The sequence below is a fragment of the Dyadobacter endophyticus genome, assembly GCF_014641595.1.
GTDB lineage: Bacteria > Bacteroidota > Bacteroidia > Cytophagales > Spirosomataceae > Dyadobacter > Dyadobacter endophyticus.
Window position 1 is genome coordinate 250,057 of the sequence record NZ_BMIA01000003.1, and the last position, 22,894, is coordinate 272,950.

Below are 22,894 nucleotides of genomic sequence, written 5' to 3' on the forward strand. Positions count from 1 at the left end.
CCGAATTTTAGTAGTCATGAAATAACATAAAGGTTGGTCAATACTTTCAACCTGTTCGAGGTACGGTAGCAATCAATCCCTTGGTAGGAGTATACAAGTTAGGCAATAAAAGCCGTAAACTAAATTTAATTCACATTAAAATTCACCCTCCAAGCTCTCCTTCGGTTTCTTTTTGGCCTGATGCAGACGATAGTTCAAAGTAAGGTTAATCTGCCTTAAACGCCCCTGAGAGCTGTTACGGGCGTAAAAATTAGCTCCTTCGGTGATCGACCTGAACTTCCTTGAATTGAATACGTCTACTACCGTGAGCGTCAGCGTGCCATTTCCCTTCAGAATGTCCCTTGTTGCGGCCAGATCGAGCGTCGACAGTGCTTTTCTGCGGCCTTGCGGGGTCTGCTGAGGCGCTTCATAATTGCCTCTCAGCTGCACATCGGTATTTTTCCAAAGGGTAAACCGCGACATCGCACGCACAAACCAGCTGTAAGTATCGCTCTGGAACTCTTCATCCACTCCGGTCCCATCCGTGATCGCGCGGAAGAAGTTGGCGCTGCCGTCGAGCTTCCACCAGGGATACGGGTTGAACGAGCCGGCAAATTCGGCTCCGTAGGCATCCTCCGTTCCAAGGTTTTCCGGCCGGGTGTAAGAGCTGCCGTCGTCCTGTACCGAACGAATGCTGATGATCTTGCCGTTGGTGTGGCGATAGTAAATGGAAGAAGTCAGCGAGCCTTTGTTCAGGTATTTGATGTGCCCGAGCTCAAATGCATTGGTAAACTCCGGGTTCAGATCGGGGTTACCGCTCCAATAATTGCGGTTATCGCTGTAAGTAGCAAACGGGGTCAGGTCGTTATACTGCGGCCTGCGGACGCGGCGGCTGTAACTCAGCTGGAATGCATTCTGTTTGGCAAAATCATAGGTAATATGCACGCTCGGGAAGAGGTTGGCGTACTTGCGGGCATTTACTTCATTAGTAGTCCTCAATGTAGTGGTAACACCCGTCCATTCAGCGCGAACGCCGCCCTGATAGGAAAACCTGCCGGTTTTGTTGCCGATCATTCCGTACAAGGCATTGATGTTTTCCTCGTAAAGAAAATCGTTGGTAAGCCCGGGCAAGGTCGTCCAGCCGCCGTCGCTGGTTTGCTGGGTCACGGTGTAATCGTTGGTCATATCCCGCGAGCTGCTCCGCCCGCCGGCCTCAATCTTACCGTCTTTCCCGAACGGATGCACGTAATCGGCCTGGAAAAGCAGCTGTTTCTCCGTTTCATAGTTTACGGCACGCTGCAACAGCGGCGGGATGCCCGACGGGCTGCCGTCCGGTTTGTAAACATTCTCGTGGTAATACTGGTCCGAATCTTCCCAGTTATCGAGGTAGCGCACATCGGCGGTAAACTCCTGCCCCTTTCGGTTGAATGTTTTTTTGTAGGTCAATGCATATTCCGAGTTCGGCTCCGTTTCGGTTTCATCCTGGGTCCGGCGGGTGTAGCTCGTCATGTTGTTGAGGTTCGACAGATAGTCGCGGTAATTCAGTGTCGAAAACCGCTTGCCTTTGCTCGTGCGCCAGGTATACGCGCCCGTGAGGACGTTTTTGGCATTGAAATAATAATCGATACCGCCCCTCGCGCTGTTGGCCATCCCTTTCAGGTTACTTTTCATATCGCGCTCCATGATGAAGGTCGAATCGTTGCGGTACAGCTCCTGGTACACAAAATTCCTACCCGGCGTATTCCGGTACGACATCGTATAGTTGATGAAGAAATTGAGGTTTTTCTTCCGGTAGTTCACATTCGCTGCGCCGCCGAAATTGGTAGGATGACCGGTAATAATGTCGAAAGAGCCGTTAATACCCTCTTTTCGCTCCTTTTTTAACACAATATTGATTACGCCGCCCATCCCCTCGGCCTCATACCGCGCCGATGGATTGGTGATGATCTCCACCCGCTCAATCATGCTGCCCTGCAACTGCGCCAGTCCGCTGGCGCCTTTGATACTGACCAACCCGGAAGGCTTACCGTCGATGAGAATGCGTACATTGCCGCTACCTCTCAAACTGACATTCCCCTCCACATCTACGGCGACCGAAGGCACATTGGTAAGAATATCAACCGCGCTGCCGCCCGCATTCGCGAGATCTTTGCCGACATTAAATATCTTTTTATCCAACGACAATTCCATCGAGCTTTTCTCCGCCTGGACAGTCACCTCGTCGAGCGTTTTGGCCGAAGCCGCCACTTTTATAGAGCCTAAATCCAGCGGTGAATTGGCAGCACTCACTTTTATGTTAGTAGTGTAATTTGGTTTATAACCTATGAATTCGGACAGTGCATAATAGGTACCGGCCGAGATGTCCACAATGAAACCGCCCGTCTCGTCTGTGATCGCTCCCGAGACAAACGAGCTGTCGACCGTTTTGAAAAGCCGGATGCTCGCATAACCCAGCGGCGCGTTGCTCGCACCGTCGACAATCTTGCCTGTAACCTTCAATTTCCCACTATTCTGTGCCTGGACCGGCACCATTGCCAACATCCCGAGAACCCATACCAACCCCACAAAACCACGCGACTTCCCCTGACGAAAGCCCTTCTTCAAACTGCTTCTGATAGCCATTATGCTGTTGTAATATTTTCTCAAATCCTTTAAAAGTTGCTACCCATACAAACCCTTTTACCCCGCTATTTTACTCTACCATAATGATATATTAATCTGTCATCATACAAGGTTAAAATGAACTTTCCGGCGGCAGAAGGTCCAGGGCTCCGGCGGTTTTTTGTACCTTTGCAGTCTTTTTGCATATCCACACAAGCCATGAAAAGCGAAGCATCACAAACTTTAAGATTAGCATTTCCCATTATCATCGGAGAACTGGCCCAAATGGCCCTCCACCTCATCGACAGCGCGATGGTCGGTGCGATCAGTTACAAACAACTGGCCGCCGCCGCATTGGTTATCAATGCGATGAACATCCCGTTCGTGATCGGGATCGGCATGACCATCTCGGTTTCCCAAATGGTATCCCTGGCCAACGGCCGCCGCGACGCGCAGCAGGTTTCACATTACCTGTTCAACGGATTCTGCCTTTGCACACTTACGGCGCTGGCTATTTCCATTACATTGCTTTTTGGTAAAGATTATCTGCGTAACCTCGGCCAGGATCCCGAGGTAGTGGAGCTGGCTATCCCGTTCATGTGGCTTATGGGTCTTTCCATTATCCCCATGCTGCTTTTCATGACCTTGAAGCAATTCGCCGACGGGCTGGAACATACACGCACAGCGATGATCTTCTCATTGGCCGGTATGCCTGTCAATATTTTGCTCAACTGGCTGCTCATTTACGGCAACTGGGGCTTCCCGCGCCTGGAACTCGAAGGTGCCGGCTGGGCGACACTCATTACCCGCAGCATGATGTTCCTTGCACTGCTTTTTGTGATTTTAAGACACAAAACTTTTGAAAAATACATCGCCGTAGGTCGCAACCAATGGTATTTCAGATGGCAAACCTGGCGCGAACTGTTGCATATCGGTGTCCCCAGCAGCTTGCAGATCGGTATGGAAGCGGGTGCATTTGCGGTATCGGGCATTATCATCGGAACCCTGGGCGCGGTGGCGCAGGCGGCGCACCAGATCGCGTTGAGCAGCGCGTCCTTCACCTTCATGGTATCGATGGGCCTCGCGCAGGCGGGTTCCATACGCGTGAGCAACGCGCTCGGGCGCAGCGACTGGGCGAAGATTTTTGTGATCGGCAAAAGTACATTGGTCACCGCATTGATCTACGGCACGATCTGCGCGATCACATTCGGTCTTTTGCGTAACCACTTACCTATCGCATTCAACGACAACACCGAAGTGGTCTCATTGGCCGCTTTGCTGCTCCTTTTCGCCGCCGTCTTCCAGATTTCGGATAGTACGCAGGCGATCGGCGCGGGGTTGTTAAGGGGTATTAAAGATGTAAAAACGCCTACGATCCTGATCGGCATCGCCTATTGGGTAATCGGTATCCCGGTGGGGTACACGCTCGCATTCCATTTCGGAATGGGAGCGTCGGGCATGTGGCTGGGATTAATCCTGGGATTAACGATGGCTTCGATCTTCCTGATGACGCGTTTCTTCAAAATGACAAGAAGAAATCAGGTTTAGATAAAACTTCGTCAAAATCCGACTTGTTGATAAGGATATAATTGCGAAACTTCGTCATTATCCAAGTGCGCGTTTTTTATAATCAATTCTTATCCACAAAAATCTGATTCAATGGATTTCAATTCCACGTTAAGGAGCATCTTTGTTGAAGAAAAAGACATTCCTGCGGAGTTCAGCCTGCCATCCCTGATCCACCAGCGCGAGTACCTTTGCAATGGCGAAATGAAGACCTGGGACGGGCCGTTCCATGAAGTTTTCTCGCCGATTGCCGTGCAAACAGCCAACGGCCTCGAACGCAAGCTCATCGGAAGCTACCCCTTATGCACGGCTACCGAGGCATCGGAAGCGCTGGATGCAGCCGTAGCTGCCTACAACAGCGGCCGCGGCGAATGGCCTACGATGGGTGTTGCCGAGCGCATCCACTGCGTCGAGCAATTCACAGGCCGGATGATCGAGAAAAAGGACATTATCGTTAAGCTCATCATGTGGGAAATCGGTAAATCATTTGCCGACTCCGTTAAAGAATTCGATCGTACCGTTGAATACATTTACGCCACCATCGACTCACTCAAAAACCTCGATCGCGATTCGTCCGGTTTCGACATTGTCGACGGCATTGCAGCGCAGGTAAGACGCTCTCCGCTGGGCGTGGTATTGTGCATGGGACCGTTCAACTATCCCCTCAACGAAACTTTCACGACCCTGATCCCCGCACTGATCATGGGCAACACATTGCTTTTCAAACCGCCGAAATTCGGTACGCTGCTGCATTACCCGTTGCAGGAAGCCTTCCGCGACTGTTTCCCGAAAGGCGTCGTGAACGTGATTTACGGCCGCGGTAATGCCATCGTTCCTGGATTGATGCAATCGGGCAAAATCAATGTGTTGACGCTCATCGGTTCCAGCAAAGTGGCTAATGAATTGAAAAAATCCCACCCCAAAGTGAACCGTCTGCGTGCGGTACTCGGTCTGGATGCTAAGAATGCGGCCATCGTTACGCCTGAGGCTGATCTCGACCTTGCTGTCAAAGAGATCATCACCGGATCATTGTCGTTTAATGGTCAGCGTTGTACGGCTTTGAAAATCATCTGGGTACACCGCACCGTGGCCGATGCATTCCTGGAAAAATTTAGCGCGGCTGTTGCCGAACTGAAATTTGGAATGCCGTGGGAGAAAGGCGTAGCGCTTACCCCGCTGCCTGAAACCAATAAAATCGAATACCTCAACGACTGCATCGCCGACGCGGAAGCGCACGGTGCGAAGGTGGTCAACGAAAACGGGGGCAAATCGGAAGGCTCGTTCTTCTACCCGGCCGTCGTCTACCCGGTCAACAGCAAAATGAAGCTGTACCATGAAGAGCAGTTCGGGCCAATCGTGCCGGTCGTACCGTTCGACGATCTCGAAGAAACCATCGAATTCCTCATCGACTCGACCCATGGCCAGCAGGTCAGCATTTTCAGTAATAATGCCGAAGAAGTCGCCTCGCTGATAGACCCGTTGGTAAACCAGGTAAGCCGTGTGAACATTAATACCCAATGCCAGCGTGGCCCGGACGTATTCCCTTTCACCGGCCGCAAGGACAGCGCCGAAGGCACCCTTTCCGTCCCCGACGCCATCCGCGCCTTCTCAATCCGCTCCCTGGTAGCCTTCAAAATGAACGCCGCCAACAAGCAGCTGATCAACGAGATCGTGCATGAGGACACCTCGAATTTTTTGAGTACGAAGTTTATATTCTAAGTTTTTGCATTCGTTTTAATGCATTTCGCCCATTCGGTATTCCGGATGGGCGTTTTTTGTGCCGGAGGATCACCGGTGTTTAAATTTGGAATAGACAATTTGTAGAAGTGTGCTTTGGGTTGTATTTAAGCACGCTAATTGCATGAACAAAGACATTTACCAATTCCGCTGCTCTTTGTCTTTCCAGGGATATGTTGATCGAAAATCAGTTCTGTAATAGTATGCGGCTGATTTACCCGCAATATCACAAATTCGCCTCCGCCAGCACCCTTTCAATCTCCCCTTTCGGCGTAACGCCGCTTTTCTTCCAAACTACCTGGTTGCCGCGATAAAGAATCAGCGTCGGCAATGCAGTCACGCCCAGCTCTTTGGTAAGCGCTTTATTTTCGTAAGCTTCGATATTGATTACTTTCACCGAGCTGGCTTGCTCGTGTTTGATAGAATCCACAATGGGTGCCAGCCGCTTGCACGAGCCGCAATAGCGTGAGCCGAAATCAACCAGCACAAGTTTGTCGGATTTCAAAGAAGCCTGGTAGTCGCCCAGCGAAAGGCCCGGGCCGACGGTGGACACCACGGGTTTACCCAAACCGATCCATTTGCTCAATCCACCCGGCAGTTCGGTGACGTCCTTGAAACCATTGTCGCGCAGGTCTTTGGCAAGTTTGCCGCTGCGACCATTGGCGATGGAATAGATGAAAGTCGGCTTGCTTTTGTCGAGCCTGGCGATGGCTTTAGAGAAGTCGGCTTCGTTGGCGACGCTAAAACTGGTTGCGCCTTCTAGATGGTTCTGCGCATACTCTTCCGGTAAGCGTGCATCCAAAATCTGAGCATTCTTGCCCGCTTTGGCCAGCCGGGCTTCAAATTCCTCGAAAGAAACGAGGTCACGTTTTGCGGTGTTCTGGGCATTTGGTCCGGTTTGTGCAACCAGGGCGGTATGTGCGGCAAGCAACCATACCAATGCGAAAAAACGTTTAAAAGTTTTCATTGAAACTGGGTTTAAAGTGATTACTGCTTTCGGTGGTTGGCCTCGGCTATCGACTTTTTATTTTGCGTTCTTGTAGTTTTGGAGCAGCACCTTCGCTGCACGAATGTCATAATCGAACATTTCCGGTTTCTGTCCTGCAATCCGCTCCGCATCAGGAACGGCCGGTGCAGCATCTTTGCCCGTCAGATCGAGGATATTCAGGGCTTGCAGGCGGGCATACGGATTGTCGCTTTTCAAGGCATCCGTCAGCGCGACGACGGCCCCGGGCTTGTCGTCGCCTGTCACATACAATGCTTCGGCGGCAGCAATTCGCACGGCGACTTCCGGGTCCTTCAATGCTTTTTGCAATGCATCCTTACCCGACGCGGCTTTTAGTACCGTGAGGCCCGTGGCCGCCCAGTAGCGCACCGACGGGTCTCCGTCTCCCAGCGCTTTGATCAACGCCTGCATGTGGCCGGGATTTCGGGAGGAAGCAATGTCTGCGGTAGCGGCAATTTTCTCGAAATTATACTTGCCACCTCTGGCATAATCATACAAAGGTGTCATTTTGGCAATTTCATAAATGATCGCTTCGGGGATAAAACCGACATCTTTATAGCTTCTAATCCATTGGTTGTTCGCCTTACGCAACCGTTCCAGTTCCTTCCTGTATTTCGGGTCCCCGGCCAGATTATGAATGTTGTGCGGATCGGCATCGACGTCGAAAAGCTCTTCTGCTGGCTTCTGCTCCCAGAATTTGGATTGCACCGCATTCAGTTTCCCCGCTTTGTAAAGATCTTCCCAGGATTTCACCGATGGTGCCCGCCAGAGGTATTCGAGGTACTGGCCATAGATTTTATTTGGCAGATAATTCCGGATGTATCGAAACTTCTTGTCCCGTACCGAACGCGACATATCGATCCGTTCATCCATTCTTCCCCTGAATCCGAACGCATATTGCGGCTCCGGCTTCTGTTGTTTGCCCAAAAACGCGCCTCCCTGCATATAATCAGGCACTTTAATATCGACCAGACTCAAAACAGTAGGCGCGAAATCCAGGAAAGTCACCAACCTATCCGACACACTACCCTGTTTTTGATTTGCCAGATGCGCATACTTTGGCGGCAAATGCACGATCAGCGACACATGCAGGCCCGATTCATACATAAACCGCTTGCTTCGCGCTAGCACGCCGCCGTTGTCGGCATAGTAAAATACAATAGTGTTGTCAGCAAGTCCTTCGTCTTTCAACTCCTGCAACAGTTTTCCGAACTGCCGGTCCATTTCTTCCAGCTTGTCGTAATACTGCGCCCAATCGTGTTTCAGCTCGGGCGTCGCAGGATGGTAAGGCGGCAACGGCACTTTCTCCGGATCGTGTTTTAATGCGGGCACTGGCTCGTGCAGTGAGCTTTCATGCGATACATTCAGATTAAATACTGCGAAAAAAGGCTGCCCCGGCTTGCGGTTTTTATAAGTCGCTTTGTTACTCGATTCGTCCCAGGCGTCGAGCTGGTCCGTCGTATTGTAATCCTTTTTAGCATTATTGGTCGTGTAGTACCCGGCCTCACGCAGGTATTTTGGGAAAAACTTCACGAAAGCGGGTGATGGGTACGTGCTGCGCATATGCTCGGTGCCGAGGGAGGGCGGGTACATGCCTGTAATGAGCGTATTACGCGAGGGCGCGCACACGGGAGCGGTCGAGAAGGCATTTTTGTACCGGATACTCCCGGTGGCGAACTGGTCCAGGTTGGGCGTCGTCGCGAACTTGTCGCCATAGCTGCCGAGCAGAATGGTGTTGTCCTCGCTTACGATCCAGAGGATGTTCGGGCGGTCCTGTGCGATGACCGGATGTAATGCGATAGTCCATATCGCCCAAAGGATTTTGCGGGTCAGTTGTATCATTACCGTGATAATTACTTCATTACTATTTCGCGCCTAAAACCGCCTGCTGTGTCGGTGCGAGATCAATAGTGACCTTGTTGATTTTGCCTGTGAATGCAAAAGGCACTTTGTAAGTATCGCCTACCGGCGTCAGGTCGTCGAAGCCGACATTCACGCCCTCGTGCAGGTATAATGCATCCGAAGTTCTGGTGAGCGTTCCTTCCCCTACCTTCGCATTATTAACATACAAACTCACCACACCGCCTCCGTTCTGGTCATATTGCACGCTGGCTTTCAGTTCGACTTTCCCGTCCGGCAAAGTAGCACTGGAAGAGCTCACTACATATTTGTTGCCATCGCCGACGGCATACACAAATTGCAGTTTCTGGTTTTGGATAAAAAAGCTCAAACCACCGGCCGCACCGCCTCTCGACAATAACACACCTTCCGTTTCAACACCCGACAATACCGCATCGGCGACAATCGAGAATGAGCGTTTCAACGCAAACGGGCTGGCCACGTCAATGATCGTCGATTGACCGGGGTAAAGAACAACTTTATCCACATTGTTGTAGGCAGTAGGCAATGTAAACGGCTCGGTGCCATCCTTCAACGGGTACACATTGTATTTCAAAGCCTCGCTATCAAACAATGCTTTCAGCTCCTTCAACTTGGCCGGATTGGCAGTAGCGAGGTCATTGGTTTCGTTGAAATCGTCGGTCAGGTTATAGAGCTCCCATTTGTCTTTCTCAAAATCCTGTCCCTTCACGTGCAGGGAACCCGCTTTCCAGCCATCCTTATAAATCGAGCGGGAGCCGCGGATTTCGTAGTATTGAACCGTGTGACGGCTTTTAGCACCCGCGTCGTTAAGGCTGTAAGCAAGGCTCGTCCCTTCGATGGCGTCCTGTTTAATGCCGTTCAGCACCACCGGTGCCTTGATATTCAACAGTTCCAAAGTAGTAGGCAAAATGTCCGAAACGTGGCCATATTGGTTACGGATGCCGCCTTTTTCCTTGATTCCTTTTGGATAAAAGACAATCAACGGGTTATGCGTACCGCCTTCCGAATTTGCATCCTGCTTCCAATGGCGAAACGGTACGTTGGTAGCCGCAGCCCAGCCAAGTGGGTAATTCACTTTCGAAAACTCGGTGCCGATCAGGTCGATCTGCTCGATGTTCTTTTTCAAACGCTCCTCCTCCGAAACGCCGGCGCCGAAATTGTTTACAGTTCCAACAAAGGTACCTTCCTTGCTGGCCCCGTTGTCTCCTACCGACACGATTACGACCGTATTATCCAGCTCTCCCGACTCGCGGATATGATTGATAACCCTTCCGATTTCATAGTCGGTGTATTCCAAAAAGCCCGCGTAGGTTTCCATAAACCTTGCGTACAGCTTTTTCTCCTCGGCGCCCAGCGAGTTCCAGTCTTTCACACCCGGGTTACGCGGCGGCACTTTCGCCGTCTTCGGAACAACACCCAACCTGATCTGATTGGCCAGAACCTGCTCCCGGTAAGCGTCCCATCCCGCATCGAATTTCCCTTTATACTTATCCGACCATTTTTTAGCTACCTGATGCGGCGCATGCCCTGCACCGGTTGCTACATACAAGAAAAACGGTTTATCCGGATTACCCGATTTCTGGCTTGCCAAATAGCTGATAGCCCTGTCGGCGATCAGTTCGTTGAAATGCTTACCATCCTGGCGGTCCGGTTCGCGGTGCGTGCCTTCCCAAAGCTCGGGATGCCATTGATCGATGCTGCCTCTCGATGGAAAACCATAGAATTGCTCAAATCCGCGACCAGTAGGCCAGCGGTTGAATGGTCCTGCGGGCGTGAGATCGGCCAGCGGCGTGATATGCCATTTGCCCAACGCAAACGTGTTGTAGCCGTTATCTTTCAGGATTTCGGCAATGGTGCCTTTCTCAAAAGGAATGAGCGCGTCGTAACCGGGTGTACCAATAGCGGTTTCCGGAAAAAGTCCCATATGCGCCGAATGCTGATTACGGCCTGTAAGCAATGCTGCACGCGTAGGCGCGCAGATGGCCGTGGTGTGGAAATTGGTGTACCGCAACCCATTGTTGGCGAGGCTGTCGAGCGTAGGAGTGTTGATCAGCCCGCCAAAAGTACTGATCGCTCCGTAACCGATGTCGTCCAGCAGGATCCAGACGACGTTCGGCGAGCCTTTCGCTGCCTTTTTCTTCTCCGGCCACGATTGCTGCGTCTCAGCCACCGTTTTCCCGATCTTGCCCTGGTAAGCGGGTGTCGGCGCATACTGTGCGTTCACACCGCTGGCAGCGAGCACAGCCAATGCACCCAGCGATAATTTATTCCACGGACGATATATTTTTCCCATGATAAACTGTTTTTGAATGTGTCTTAATCAATATCAAATTCCTATTTGATCGTATTCCAATCCACTACACCCACTTTCGCTGCCCATTCGAGGTATTCTTTTTCCAATTCCTTTACTTTCGCCGGATAACGGTTGGCGAGGTTATGATTTTCGCTGCGATCGGTTTTGAGATCGTACAACTCCCACGGCTGCCCGATCTCGGCGACGAGCTTCCAGTCCGACTTTCGCACGGCACGGCTGCCTTCGTGTTCCCAGAAAAGGGTTTTGGATTGTGTAGCCTGCGGGTTTTGAAATAATGGTGATAATGAACTGCCGGCCAGCGGCGTAAGCTTTTCATTTGCAAATGTTTCAGGATAGCGAACGCCCGCCAAGTCGAGCATTGTCGGCATGATGTCGGTAATGTGGCCAACCTGCGTGCTTAATGTGTTTGCCCTTATTTTTCCGGGAAACCAGGCGATGAATGGCGAGGCAATGCCGCCTTCATGGGTATTCTTTTTGAAAAGCTTAAAGGGCGTATTGCTCGCATTACCCCAGGGCGGGTCGTAGCTGTCTATAGAATGTGCTGAGCCGGGTTCTCCTGTTTTTTGCGTAACATAATCCCATTCGCGGACGGTATCACCGCTTCCGCCGTTGTCCGAAACGAATATAACGAGCGTGTTCCGGTCGCGGCCGATGGCTTTCACTTTGTCGAGTACCTGCCCGATGCATTGGTCCATCCGGTCGATCATCGCGGCGTAAATGGCCATACGGGCATCCCATTTGTCCTTTTCCGCCTCTGGTAATGCATTCCATTCAGGTGCCTTTTCGTAGCGCGGCGAGAGTTTCCATTCTTTTTGAATAATACCCAAAGAAACCAGCTTCCGGTATCGCGCTTCGCGCAATGCGTCCCAGCCTTGCAGGTACTTACCTTTGTAACGGGCAATGTCTTCCGGCAACGCCTGGATTGGCCAATGCGGAGCGTTGTAGGCCAGGTATAAAAAGAAAGGATTTGGCTGGCCCTTAATGCGATCGATCGACTGGACCGCAAAATCGGTAATGGCTTGTGTGAGATAGCGTGAAGTATCGTACCGCTGTATTTCGCGGCCATTCAATTGAAAGGTTACTTTCCGACCGTCGTTGTAAAGTGCCTCGGAGTTGAAGTAACCGCTTCCATTGTTTTGCAGGGTAAACGACTGGTCGAAACCACGGTTCACAGCCCAGGCCGACGGTACCAGCCCCACGTGCCATTTACCTGAGGCAATGGTGTTATATCCCGCGGTTTTGAGCAACTGGGCAATGGTAACGCTGTTTTTACTCAAATAACCCTGATACGCGGGCGTGCCCTTGTCCTGCACCATGTCGCCCACGCCTGCCTCGTGCGGGTAAAGGCCCGTGAGTAAGGCCGCGCGCGAGGGGCAGCAGCGGCCGCTGTTGTAGAATTGGGTAATGCGCAGGCCTTCCTGTGCCAGCCTGTCGAGATGCGGAGTGTGTATTTCGGAGCCAAAGCTCCCAAGATCCGAAAAACCCATATCGTCGGCCAGTATCAGCACGATATTGGGCTTTTCGGACGCTTTTTGCGCAAGCGCAAGCGCCGGCGCAAAAACCGCCAGCGCCCCTGCAATGCCTATCCAAAAGGAAGCTTTTTTATTCATTCAATTTTCAATACCAACAGATTACAAATTCGGTGTTATTGCCAAAGCGGGTTTTGTTTCAGCAATGAATTGTTGTCGATCTCCGATTGCGGGATCGGGAAATAGACGTGCTTCGGAGCCGCATTGGTTTTGCCCACTTTCTGCTGATTGGCCACGAAAGTGCTGTTATATGCCGCGTCGCGCTGACGGATCAGGTCAAACCAGCGCTGGTACTCGTAGGTGAGTTCCAAACGGCGATCGAGGTATACGGAGTCGCGGAACTGGTCTTTGCTCAGGCCCGCAGTCAAATCAGGCAATCCTGCGCGTTTACGGACTTTGTTCAGTGATTTGTATGCCTTTTGTGTCGGGCCGTTCGCCTCGTTTTCTGCCTCTGCGTGGATCAAAAGCAACTCTGCATAGCGGATAATGGGTACATTGGCAGCCGACTGGTTGGTAACCGCCGTCGACGCGGGATCGGCCCATTTGTTCCAGAATGGCGTCGAATCGTTCGGTACCGCGGTATTCGCGATCGGCAATGCATATTTACGGCCGTTGGAAGGGCTGGTGAAGCTTCTAACGAACGTCACATCACGACGTTTATCGCCCGGTTTGAACAATTTGTAAATACTGAAAAACTTGTCTGTCCCCTGCGTGTAATAGCGCACCATGTGCGCGTAGTTGCCATTCAGACCCGGCACACCCGACAGAATCGCCCGGGGCCATTCGTTGTTGCCCTGCGCCAACGAGTTTGATTTGAACTGCGCCGAGAAAATATGCTCCTTGTTGTTCTTGAATGCAGGCAGAAAAACCTCGGCATAGTTAGCGACCAGATCGTAACCGTAATTACCGGTGCCACCATCCGCAGCCGATAATGCTTCTTCCGCCTTGTTCACCGCCGACTGGTATTTCGCACTCACTTTCAGCGGCAAAGAGGCTTGTGTGAGGTACACTTTCGCCAGCAGCGCCTTGGCCGCTCCCGCTGTCGCGCGCCCCACATTGGGCGACGCATACGTGGCAGGGAGCACCGCTGCGGCTTCGGTGAGGTCTTTCTCGATCTGCGCGTAAACGTCTGCCGAAGGAGATTTGGCAATGGCATAGTCAGCCGCATTGACATACTTCTGATATTCGAGGATCAGCGGAATGTCACCATAGAGGCGCACGAGGTTGAAATAATACAATGCACGCAGGAACTTGGTTTCTCCGAGCAAGCGGGTCTTCAATGCCTCGTCAAACTGGATAGCAGGTATTTTTTCCAACACCACATTCGCTTTTTTGATCGCCGCATAATGCTGTTGCCAGAGCTCATAAATACGCAGGTTGGTCGACGAATGCGCCAGTACCGACAACGAGCGCACGTCGGGGTTGGTAGCGCCTGGTCCCGGGTCCTCGTCATCACCAGCCATGTTCATACCAGTGTTGAAAAGTGTATTATAAGGTGTCTGGATCGACGATCCGCCTGAATTCAGGAAGAAATACACCGCATTGACCGCGTTAACCGCATCAGCCTGCGTTTTGTAATACTGGTCTTCCGACAAAAATGCTTCGGGTTCCTCTTTCAGGAATTCCTCGCACGAGAGCGAAGCAAATGCCGTGAAACCCAACAGAATATATTTAAATGCTTTCATTTCAATCGATTTTGGAATGGTGGTTATCAGAATGTGAGGGACAGACCCACCTGGTAAGATTTGTTATTCGGATACACGCCCTGGTCAACACCCTTGTTGATCAGCGACTGGCCGTTCAGGCTGACCTCGGGATCGAAGCCGGTGTATTTCGTCCAGGTTTTTGGGTTTTGCGCCGATACGTACAGACGGAGGTTCTCAATGCGCAGTTTCGAAAGCAGCTCTTTCGGGAATGTGTAGCCGAATGAGAGGTTTTTCAGACGATAGTAAGTCGCATCTTCGATAAAACGGTCCGAAATCGTGATCGCGGGATCCTGGTAGGCCGCTTTCACGTCGGTATTGGTGTTGGTTGGCGTCCAGCGGTTGAGCAACACATCCGAGCCATTCACATAGCCGGTACCCAATTCGAGGTTAGCGCGGTTGGCATTGTACAATTTACCGCCGAGCGAAGCCTGGAAGAAAATGGTCAGGTCAAAACCTTTGTAATTGAATGTGTTGGTGATACCGCCTGTCAACGCGGGCTGGTTTTTAATCACCACGCGGTCGCCCGCCTGTGTGATCACGCCATCACCGTTGATATCCTTATACTTCTGCCCGCCCGGACTTTTGTTTTGCTGCGGGGTCAATGGCGCGTCGCCTTCCTGGATAATGCCGTCGGTTTTGTATACGATGAACGAGCCGAGCGGATAACCTACTTTGGCAATAGACGGGTTGGAAATCACCGGAATGATCTGGTCCACACCGTCGCCGAGGCTTAGGATTTTGTTCGTGTTTTTGGAAACAATAAAGATGGTGTTCCATTTGAATGCACCTTCTGTGTTTCTTGAATTGATATACAACTCAATACCCTGGTTGGAAACGGCACCGATGTTCTGGTAAACTACGGAAGCTTGGCCGTTATAAAAATCCGACAGACCGGAAGTACCGGGTACAGTGCGGGTCAGGAGCAAGTCAGTGGTTTTCTTGTAGTAGTAATCAGCGATAATGTTAATGCGGTTTTTGAACAAACCGAGATCCACCCCAAAATCTGTCTGGAATGTTTTTTCCCAGCCAAGATTCGGGTTAGGAACGGTATTCGGTGCGAAACCGGAAACGGTCGTGTTCGAGAAGTTGTAGCGGAAATAGGCCAGCTGCGACAGCGATTGGTACGCAGGAATGTTCTGATTACCAGTTTGCCCGGCGCTTAATCTGAGTTTCAAAAGGCTGATCTTTTTGAAACGCTGGAAGAATTTCTCTTCATTCACATTCCAGCCGATAGCTGCCGACGGGAAATAACCCCATTTGTTGCCGCTACCGAATTTGGAGGAACCATCCGCACGCAATGTGAGTGTGAACAGGTAACGCTCGTCGAAAATATAGTTGACACGGCCGAGGTACGAAGCCAGCGACCATTTGTTGGCCAGTGAGCGCGGCGCTATGCTGGTGATACCAGTCGCGAGGTTGTTATACTCAAATGCATCCGTTGCGAAACCCGCGGCTTCGGCAATAGCACCTTTGGTTTGGGAAACCTGCGCGGTAAAACCTGCCACTGCATTGATTTTGTTCTTTTCGTTAAACTCCTTGTCGTAGCTAATCGTGTTCTCGTTCAGCCAGTTGGCCGTAAAAACGGAACCTACGATAGCGTCCCCGCTCAATGCCTGCCCCTCCGAAGTCGTACTTGGCAGATAGCGGTTCTGCTTGTTACCCACCACGTCGGCTCCGATGAGCACTTTGGCTTTCAAGCCATCCGCAATGGTGTATTCCCCCGAGACATTTCCAAGGAAACGGTTGGTAATGGTTTCGTTCAGCTGGTTGTACAATGAGTTGATCGGGTTTTGCAATGCCGACTCAAACGGACTGTTCACCACAAAAGTGCCATTGTCCTGATAAATAGGCAACGAAGGCGGCGTTTGCAGGAGGTTTCCTACAATGGCACTCGGTGCTACATTAGCTTTGGTATTACTCGCATTCAGACTGGTAAAAATGCGGAGTCGGTCGCTGTATTGATGATCCAGGTTAATGCGGGCCGAGAAGCGGCGGAAGTCGGTATTTTGCAGGATACCATTCTGTTTGAAATAGTTACCTGAGATCGCAAGCTTGGTTTTATCTGATCCCGAAAGAATGGAAAGGTTGTGGCTCTGGATGGAAGCGCTGCGGAATGCGGCGTCCTGCCAGTCGGTACCCACGCCGGTAGTATCCAGCGAATAGCCCGAAATCGTGGGAATCGAAGCCGTTTTACCGGAATTGGCTGCCGCATCTTTCCGCAGTTGCCACCATTGCGCTGCATTCAGCAAAGGTATAGTCCGGAGCACTTTCTGCGACCCGTAGTAGGCGTCATAGTTAATGGATGACTTGTTTTTCGAACCGCTTTTGGTGGTGATAATGACTACCCCATTCGCGCCGCGTGAGCCGTAAATCGCTGTTGCCGAAGCATCCTTCAAAACGTCGATATTCTCGATATCAGCCGTGTTAATGGAAGAAAGCGGATTGATTTTCGAACCATCGGTTACACCCGCGTCGGTAAGGCCGTAGTCGTTATTGACAGGGAAACCATCGATTACATACAATGGGTCGCTACCCGCGGTAATGGAGTTGTTCCCGCGAATCTGCACGCTTACGCCCCCACCCGGCTGCCCGGATGTCTGCGTTACCACTGCGCCTGCGACGGAACCTTGTAAAAGGCGCTCCACAGACGCTACGGGCTGGCTTTTGATCTCGATAGGCACCGAAGCGACGGAACCCGTAATGTCTTTCCGTTTCTGCTCGCCGTAACCAACCACGACCACCTCGTCGAGCAGGTTAGCGGTTTTCAAAACGATTTCTACGGCTTCGGAAGGTTGTTCGTAAATCTCGATTTCCTGCTGCTGGAAACCTGTAATGCTGATTTGCAATGTAAAAGGGAACTCTTTGGCCGGCGGAATGCTGAACTTCCCGTCGATATCCGTCAAAGCGTATTTGGTGGAACCTTTCTCGACTACCGTCGCGCCGGGCAATCCCTGCCCCGATTCGTCTTTTACCACGCCCGTAATGGCGTCCTGTGCCACAGCACGGTAAAAACCTGTGAATACCAAGCCCGTCAGCAAGAACAGGCGGAATAGATGTTTGATCATTATTTGTGGTAAATAAAATGGATAATCTAGGCACAAGAGGGCTTACCTTCATGCATATACGTAACAGCAAGCAGACGGTGCTTGGCCATACGGATGCGCGGGAAGTTTCTGATCTGCATACGCCTAATATGCCGATCAGCAGGGTTACTGAATATTCAGGATATCGTCAGGGGGTCAACAACAGGAACAGCACAGAACTGTGAAACGAGGACAATTAGAAACCACCATGCTCTCGGGCATCCCCGAAAATTGGATTAGAAGTACATCTTTCGCTTTCATAGGTACGATACGAATTTTGGACAAATGCTTTTTGCCGGACTGGTGGTTAATCAGGCAAAGTCATTTTATATAGTCTATAAATATGATAGACAAAGTAAACTTATTGAAAATTAAAACGCAAGGGTTTTGAAAGAGAAACTTTCAGGGCGGCAGTATTTAATGCCAGATTATCAGATTATTACAATCCCAACATCGACATATCCAACTTTTTGGACTATTTCAATACTGCGCAAGGGTTGTCGGGATATAAACATGGAAGACGGAGCCTACACCGGGCTTACCTTCGGCCAGAATGTAGCCATGGTGGTTCTGTGCTATTTTCTTGCAAATAGCGAGACCAATGCCGGTACCTTCATATTCATTTTTGCCATGAAGCCTTTGAAAAAGGTCGAATATGCGGTTTTCATAACGCTGGTCGAACCCTATCCCGTTGTCGATAACGCTGAGCCGGCAAAAAGGCCCCTGCCCATTCTCATCTTGAACGATTTCGTGTGTTACACGCACAACGGGCCTCCTGTCGGGACTGCTGTATTTAATGCCGTTGCCGATGAGGTTCTGCAATAGCTGGTGAAACTGAACGGGAATCACCGGCAAAACCGGCAGTTGTTCTACCTCCACCGTTGCGTCTTTCTCTGTAATGAGCTCTTCCAGATCGCTTCTTACTTCATCCACAATGCTGGTAATATCAACCTCCACGAATTTGAAATTAACCCCGCTCGTCCCCGAATAGCTCAGCAACGCCTCTATCAACTTTTGCATCCGTACAGACGCGGCGATAATGCGTGCGAAATAGTCCTTAGTACTTTCGGAAAAATGCTGTGCTTCCTTTTCCATGATCCTGCTGCTGAACGCACGGATCTTCCGGAGCGGCTCCTGCAAATCGTGCGAGGCTACGTAGCTGAACGAAGCCAGTTCTTCGTTGTTCCGGCGCAGCTCCATGTTCTTTTTATGCAGGGCATCGCTGAGTTCACCATCTTTGGTCACGTCCTGCAATGCCCCGATCATCAAGTGATTCTCCCCCTCCTGGATGAAATTTCCGCTGAGCCTGAAATGTCGAACGTCGCCATTTCTGGCAATAACCCGGTAGGTGTTCTGAACGATCACCTTCGTTTCATAAGCCCGGATACCGTCGCGGATCGCCTGGTGCCGGTCATCCGGATGAAGAAATGACAGAAACTGCTCAAAAGACGGGTTGAATTCCTGGGGTTGGTAGCCGATCAGCCTGTAAAGATTATCGGAGCATTCGAGCTCGTTCGTCGTCACATTCCACGCATAGCTGCCTATATTGGCATTTTCCTCGGAATGTTTGAAAATCGAATTCTGTATTTTGAGCTGCCGGTTCAGGTCTTTGAGTTTCAGATCGGATTTGAGCTCTTCGGAGATATTCCTGGTCGTAACCGTCACGCTGTCTTCCAGCTTTTCGATGGAGGCGTCGAACCAATAGATATCCCCATTCCGTCTGACATCGACCTGATAGTTGTCCGGGCATCCCGTTGTCACACATTTTACTAACTTTTCAAACACACCATTCCTGAAAATACCCGGATACACCTCGCGGCAGGTTTTTCCGGCAATGCCCGTCCCATGTGTGGTACGGCCGCCCGATGCGTCCTCATTAGAATACACAATACGGAAGTCCATAATTTTTCCCGCCGGGTTTCGTATGGGTTTGTAGGACGCGATGCTGTTCCCGGCCGTGTTAAGGATCGATTGCAGAAATTGCTCCGAATGTTTCAACTGCCGTGTCCGCTCCTCTACCTGCGTCTCCAACTGTTCGGAAAACATAATCTGGTCGTGAATATCCATGCAGCCTCCCACATAACCGATGAAAGTACCGGTTGTCGTGTAACGCGGTACGCCTTTGTCGGAGATCCATCGGTATTGGCCGTCGTGCCTGCGCAAGCGGTAATCCATGCTGAACTCCTTGCGTGCGTCGAAATGTGAAACATAAATGGCAAGGCATCTGTCGAAGTCATCAGGATGGACCCCTTCGGCCCAGCCGTTACCGACCTCCTGCTCCATGCTGCGGCCTGTAAAATCGAGCCAGCCTTTATTGAAGAAATAGCAGAGCTTGTCGGGGCCGGAAAGCCAGATCAGCACGGGGGCCGTATCGGCAATGGCGCGGAAACGCCCTTCCATCTCCTCTATGTATGCGAGTGTGTCGCCCCCGCCGGTGTGCCCCAGCCGGGCCTTGTCCAATTCCGCTTCAAGTTCTTCAATGCGCTGTCGCAACGCATCCGTTTCTGCGTTCATATAAAGGTTTTCGCCATTTCAATACCCACCAATTTACGCGGGAGACGGCAAAATACCAACACATCCAGCACCACCGCTAAAAAAGTTTTCGGAATAATCGATTTCTGAAAAGAGTTGGCAAAATTGTTTTATCGTTTTTGAGATTCGGAAATTGTTTTAATTTTATACGAATTAATTCTATACTTCCAACATGCAATCCAAGTTCTCCGCCAAATCGCTCGATATGGTCATCGCCGGTATCAATGCCGGGCTATGGGACTGGGAATTCAAAACGGACAAACAAGTTTGGTCGGACCGCTTTTTCGAGCTTTTGGGATACGAGCCAGACGAAATACCTGCTGGATATAAACCATTTACCGAAATACTGGTTCATCCCGACGACAAACAGATTGTAGCTGACGCCATCCGCGAGCAGTTTGAAAACAATGTCCCCTACCTTGTTCATGTAAGGCTCAAAACCAAAAACAATGGCTACCGTTACTTCGAATGCCGCGGAAATGTGCGATTTGAGAACGGCAAGCCCGAACGAATGGTAGGCTCTGTGAGCGACATTCATGACGATATCATGCAACAAGAGCAGCCGGGCAGACTAGACGGCGTTTTACAAGACCTTACACAACGAAAAATTGTCGAAGAAAAGCTCAGTGTGATATTCCAGTATTCCACCGACGCCCATTTACTGCTGGATGAAACCGGCATTGTGGACTGCAACGAGGCGGCCGTAAAAATGCTGTTATGCAAGAATAAAAGTGAGTTGCTCTCCATCCACCCGGCCCGCTTTTCACCGGAATTCCAGCCCGACGGTCGGCGTTCGTCGGAAAAATCGGTGGAAATGGACCGGCTCGCCTATGAAAACGGCTACAACCGCTTCGAATGGATCCATCGGCGAATGGATGGCGAAGAGTTCCCTGTGGAAGTCACGCTCAATCCGGTGATGATCAGCAACAAGAAGGTGCTGCTTGTGGTGTGGCATGATATTACCCATCGGAAACGGGCCGAAGAACTGATCCGCCGCAACGAGGCCATGCTCGCCGAATCGCAGCAGCTCACGCACAGCGGGAGTTGGGAAGCCGACCTGGTGACTGGCCAGAACTATTGGTCCGACGAAGCATTCCGCATTTTTGGCCTCGAACCCGGCTGCCCCGGGCCGCAGACCGAGCTCTTTTCGAGCATGATCCACCCCGAAGACCTGCCGCTGTACAAAGCGCACATCCGCGACGCGATTAACCACCTTGAACCCGCCAGTTTCGACCTCCGTATCGTGCTCCCCGACGGTCGGGTGAAATTCATTCATGCCATTGGAAAACCATTTACCGACGCCAGCGGCAGGGTAACCAAACTCTACGGGGCGATCATGGACATCGACGAGCAGAAGAAAACGGAACAGGAACTTATCAAGGCCAAGGAGCAGGCCGAAATGGCGGGCATTGCCAAGACGCAGTTCCTTTCCACGATGAGTCACGAGATACGGACACCTATGAACGCAGTGATCGGGTTCACCCATTTGCTGCTGCAACAGGACCCGAAGCCGGAACAGATGGAGTATCTCAATATCCTTAAATTTTCTGCCGAAAACCTGTTGGCGCTGATCAACGACATCCTTGATTTCAGCAAGATTGAAGCCGGAAAGATCGAATTTGAGGAAGTGGACTTCAACGTCCTCTCCCTGCTTGAAAACATTCGCTCCGGTGTCCTGCAAAAAGCCAATGAAAAGGGCATTATGCTGAAACTGAACGTGGGAAGCGACGTCAATATCACGGTTGTTGGCGATCCCACCCGGCTGGGCCAGATCCTGACCAACCTCGTCAGCAATGCCGTAAAATTCACTGAAAGCGGCAAAGTGACCATTTCGGCTTCTGTTTCAAAGCAGTTGGACGAACACATCACGATCGATTTCCGGGTAGAGGATACCGGTATTGGTATCCCGCCTGACAAACTCGAAAATATCTTCGATAGCTTTACCCAGGCCACTTCAGATACCACCCGCAAATACGGGGGTTCGGGCCTCGGCCTGACGATCACGAAACGGCTGCTCGAACTGCAACAAAGCAAAATTCAGGTCGAGAGCGAACCCGGCAAAGGGTCGGCCTTCTATTTCAGCCTGTCGTTTCCCGTCAGCAAAAAGCACCTCGCCGAACAAGGCAACGGCACACCTGCCAACCAGTTCAACCTGAGAGGGATGAAGCTGCTGATCGTGGAAGACAACAATATCAATGTCCTGCTGATGAAGAACTTTATGAAACAGTGGGAGATAGAATACGACCTTGCCGAAAACGGTCTGGTAGCGCTCGAGAAAGTGCAGGCCCATGATTATGACCTCGTGCTCATGGACCTCCAGATGCCCGAAATGGACGGCTACGAAGCCACGCGGCACATCCGCCAGCTACCCGGGAAGAAGTATCAGCATCTGCCCATTATCGCGCTTACCGCTTCGGCTATGATGGATATTAAGGATATTGCATTTACAGTGGGCATGAACGATTATATCAGTAAGCCGTTTTCGCCGGCGGAGTTATACGCGAAGATTGCCTCCTACCGGAAGAAGTGAGATTTCCGGATACAGAATCCGCTACCCCGGCTTTCGCCTCAGCCGGCAGTTTTACAATTATCTTCCGCTTCCCCGCGCCCCCCTGCCGCGAAGTGTGCTTTCGCGGGAAGTTTTTCTGCATGCTTCCTTCACCGAACAGCAAGGAATCACAGAGCCGTAAAACCAAACAAATCAACAGTAATACAATAGCCCAGACGGGTGATTTCACACGTTGTGTCATAAAAGCGGGTTTGGGGTTGATAGACTAAGCAAGACTCGTCCCCAAATTTTAGACGCCGGCCCTGACACGCGGAAATATATTTAGCCGGCGGCTGGAAACGATTACTTACCGATTTCGACACCTACTGCCGCCTTGGGATTTGCGGCTCCGGGAAAACCGGAATTTCACCGCAGGCTATTTATCCGAATGCCGATAATTCATTGTAGTCCA

12 protein-coding genes are annotated in these 22,894 nt (G+C 51.1%); 4 read left to right on the forward strand and 8 right to left on the reverse strand.

The genetic code is table 11. From position 1 onward, the window contains the following. Positions 1-135: 135 nt before the first annotated feature. Entirely contained in the window at positions 136-2,601 is a 2,466-nt protein-coding gene (locus tag IEY24_RS20855; RefSeq protein ID WP_229222797.1) for a TonB-dependent receptor, read from the reverse strand. A gap of 198 nt (positions 2,602-2,799) precedes the next feature. On the opposite strand from IEY24_RS20855, the gene IEY24_RS20860 reads away from it, so the two are divergent. Continuing rightward, positions 2,800-4,128 carry an MATE family efflux transporter gene (locus IEY24_RS20860; RefSeq protein WP_188935666.1) on the forward strand — a complete coding sequence of 443 codons (1,329 nt, stop codon included), beginning with the start codon at positions 2,800-2,802 and terminating at the stop codon, positions 4,126-4,128. A 111-nt stretch (positions 4,129-4,239) separates the two neighbouring features. Further along, positions 4,240-5,865 carry an NADP-dependent glyceraldehyde-3-phosphate dehydrogenase gene (locus IEY24_RS20865; RefSeq protein WP_188935668.1) on the forward strand — a complete coding sequence of 542 codons (1,626 nt, stop codon included), beginning with the start codon at positions 4,240-4,242 and terminating at the stop codon, positions 5,863-5,865. Between the two features lie 244 nt (positions 5,866-6,109). On the opposite strand, the gene IEY24_RS20870 is transcribed toward IEY24_RS20865, so the two are convergent. Genes IEY24_RS20870 through IEY24_RS20895 form a run of 6 tightly spaced genes read right to left on the reverse strand, consistent with a single transcriptional unit; the run spans position 6,110 to position 17,384 of the window. Continuing rightward, positions 6,110-6,850, reverse strand: coding sequence for a thioredoxin domain-containing protein (locus tag IEY24_RS20870; RefSeq protein WP_188935670.1), 741 nt, complete (start codon positions 6,848-6,850; stop codon positions 6,110-6,112). Positions 6,851-6,907: 57 nt separating this feature from the next. Then, positions 6,908-8,731, reverse strand: a complete 1,824-nt coding sequence (locus IEY24_RS20875) for a sulfatase-like hydrolase/transferase (RefSeq protein WP_188935672.1) — start codon at positions 8,729-8,731, stop codon at positions 6,908-6,910. Positions 8,732-8,753: 22 nt separating this feature from the next. Beyond that, positions 8,754-11,063 (reverse strand): arylsulfatase, encoded by a 2,310-nt coding sequence (locus IEY24_RS20880; protein ID WP_188935674.1) that lies wholly within the window; start codon positions 11,061-11,063, stop codon positions 8,754-8,756. A gap of 41 nt (positions 11,064-11,104) precedes the next feature. Then, positions 11,105-12,694, reverse strand: a complete 1,590-nt coding sequence (locus IEY24_RS20885; RefSeq protein ID WP_188935676.1) for an arylsulfatase — start codon at positions 12,692-12,694, stop codon at positions 11,105-11,107. 35 nt (positions 12,695-12,729) lie between these two features. Beyond that, positions 12,730-14,298, reverse strand: a complete 1,569-nt coding sequence (locus IEY24_RS20890) for a RagB/SusD family nutrient uptake outer membrane protein (RefSeq protein WP_188935678.1) — start codon at positions 14,296-14,298, stop codon at positions 12,730-12,732. Positions 14,299-14,324: 26 nt separating this feature from the next. Continuing rightward, a complete protein-coding gene (locus IEY24_RS20895; protein ID WP_188935680.1) occupies positions 14,325-17,384 on the reverse strand; it encodes a SusC/RagA family TonB-linked outer membrane protein in 3,060 nt (1,019 codons plus the stop codon). A gap of 17 nt (positions 17,385-17,401) precedes the next feature. Between IEY24_RS20895 and IEY24_RS20900 the strand changes: the two genes are divergently transcribed. Then, positions 17,402-17,587 (forward strand): hypothetical protein, encoded by a 186-nt coding sequence (locus tag IEY24_RS20900; protein ID WP_188935682.1) that lies wholly within the window; start codon positions 17,402-17,404, stop codon positions 17,585-17,587. Positions 17,588-17,882: 295 nt separating this feature from the next. On the opposite strand, the gene IEY24_RS20905 is transcribed toward IEY24_RS20900, so the two are convergent. After that, entirely contained in the window at positions 17,883-19,916 is a 2,034-nt protein-coding gene (locus IEY24_RS20905; protein WP_188935688.1) for a PAS domain-containing sensor histidine kinase, read from the reverse strand. 190 nt (positions 19,917-20,106) lie between these two features. Between IEY24_RS20905 and IEY24_RS20910 the strand changes: the two genes are divergently transcribed. Beyond that, the gene (locus tag IEY24_RS20910) at positions 20,107-22,464 is read left to right on the forward strand and encodes a PAS domain-containing protein (protein ID WP_188935693.1); all 2,358 of its coding nucleotides are present in this window, start codon (positions 20,107-20,109) and stop codon (positions 22,462-22,464) included. Positions 22,465-22,894: the final 430 nt, after the last annotated feature.

Excerpts from the sequence above, each read along its gene's own strand:
- IEY24_RS20900 (WP_188935682.1), top strand. The coding sequence starts at position 17,402 with ATGGATAATCTAGGCACAAGAGGGCTTACCTTCATGCATATACGTAAC.
- IEY24_RS20885 (WP_188935676.1), bottom strand. The coding sequence starts at position 12,694 with ATGAATAAAAAAGCTTCCTTTTGGATAGGCATTGCAGGGGCGCTGGCG.
- IEY24_RS20905 (WP_188935688.1), bottom strand. The coding sequence starts at position 19,916 with ATGAACGCAGAAACGGATGCGTTGCGACAGCGCATTGAAGAACTTGAA.
- IEY24_RS20875 (WP_188935672.1), bottom strand. The coding sequence starts at position 8,731 with ATGATACAACTGACCCGCAAAATCCTTTGGGCGATATGGACTATCGCA.
- IEY24_RS20860 (WP_188935666.1), top strand. The coding sequence starts at position 2,800 with ATGAAAAGCGAAGCATCACAAACTTTAAGATTAGCATTTCCCATTATC.
- IEY24_RS20870 (WP_188935670.1), bottom strand. The coding sequence starts at position 6,850 with ATGAAAACTTTTAAACGTTTTTTCGCATTGGTATGGTTGCTTGCCGCA.
- IEY24_RS20855 (WP_229222797.1), bottom strand. The coding sequence starts at position 2,601 with ATGGCTATCAGAAGCAGTTTGAAGAAGGGCTTTCGTCAGGGGAAGTCG.
- IEY24_RS20895 (WP_188935680.1), bottom strand. The coding sequence starts at position 17,384 with ATGATCAAACATCTATTCCGCCTGTTCTTGCTGACGGGCTTGGTATTC.
- IEY24_RS20910 (WP_188935693.1), top strand. The coding sequence starts at position 20,107 with ATGCAATCCAAGTTCTCCGCCAAATCGCTCGATATGGTCATCGCCGGT.
- IEY24_RS20865 (WP_188935668.1), top strand. The coding sequence starts at position 4,240 with ATGGATTTCAATTCCACGTTAAGGAGCATCTTTGTTGAAGAAAAAGAC.
- IEY24_RS20880 (WP_188935674.1), bottom strand. The coding sequence starts at position 11,063 with ATGGGAAAAATATATCGTCCGTGGAATAAATTATCGCTGGGTGCATTG.
- IEY24_RS20890 (WP_188935678.1), bottom strand. The coding sequence starts at position 14,298 with ATGAAAGCATTTAAATATATTCTGTTGGGTTTCACGGCATTTGCTTCG.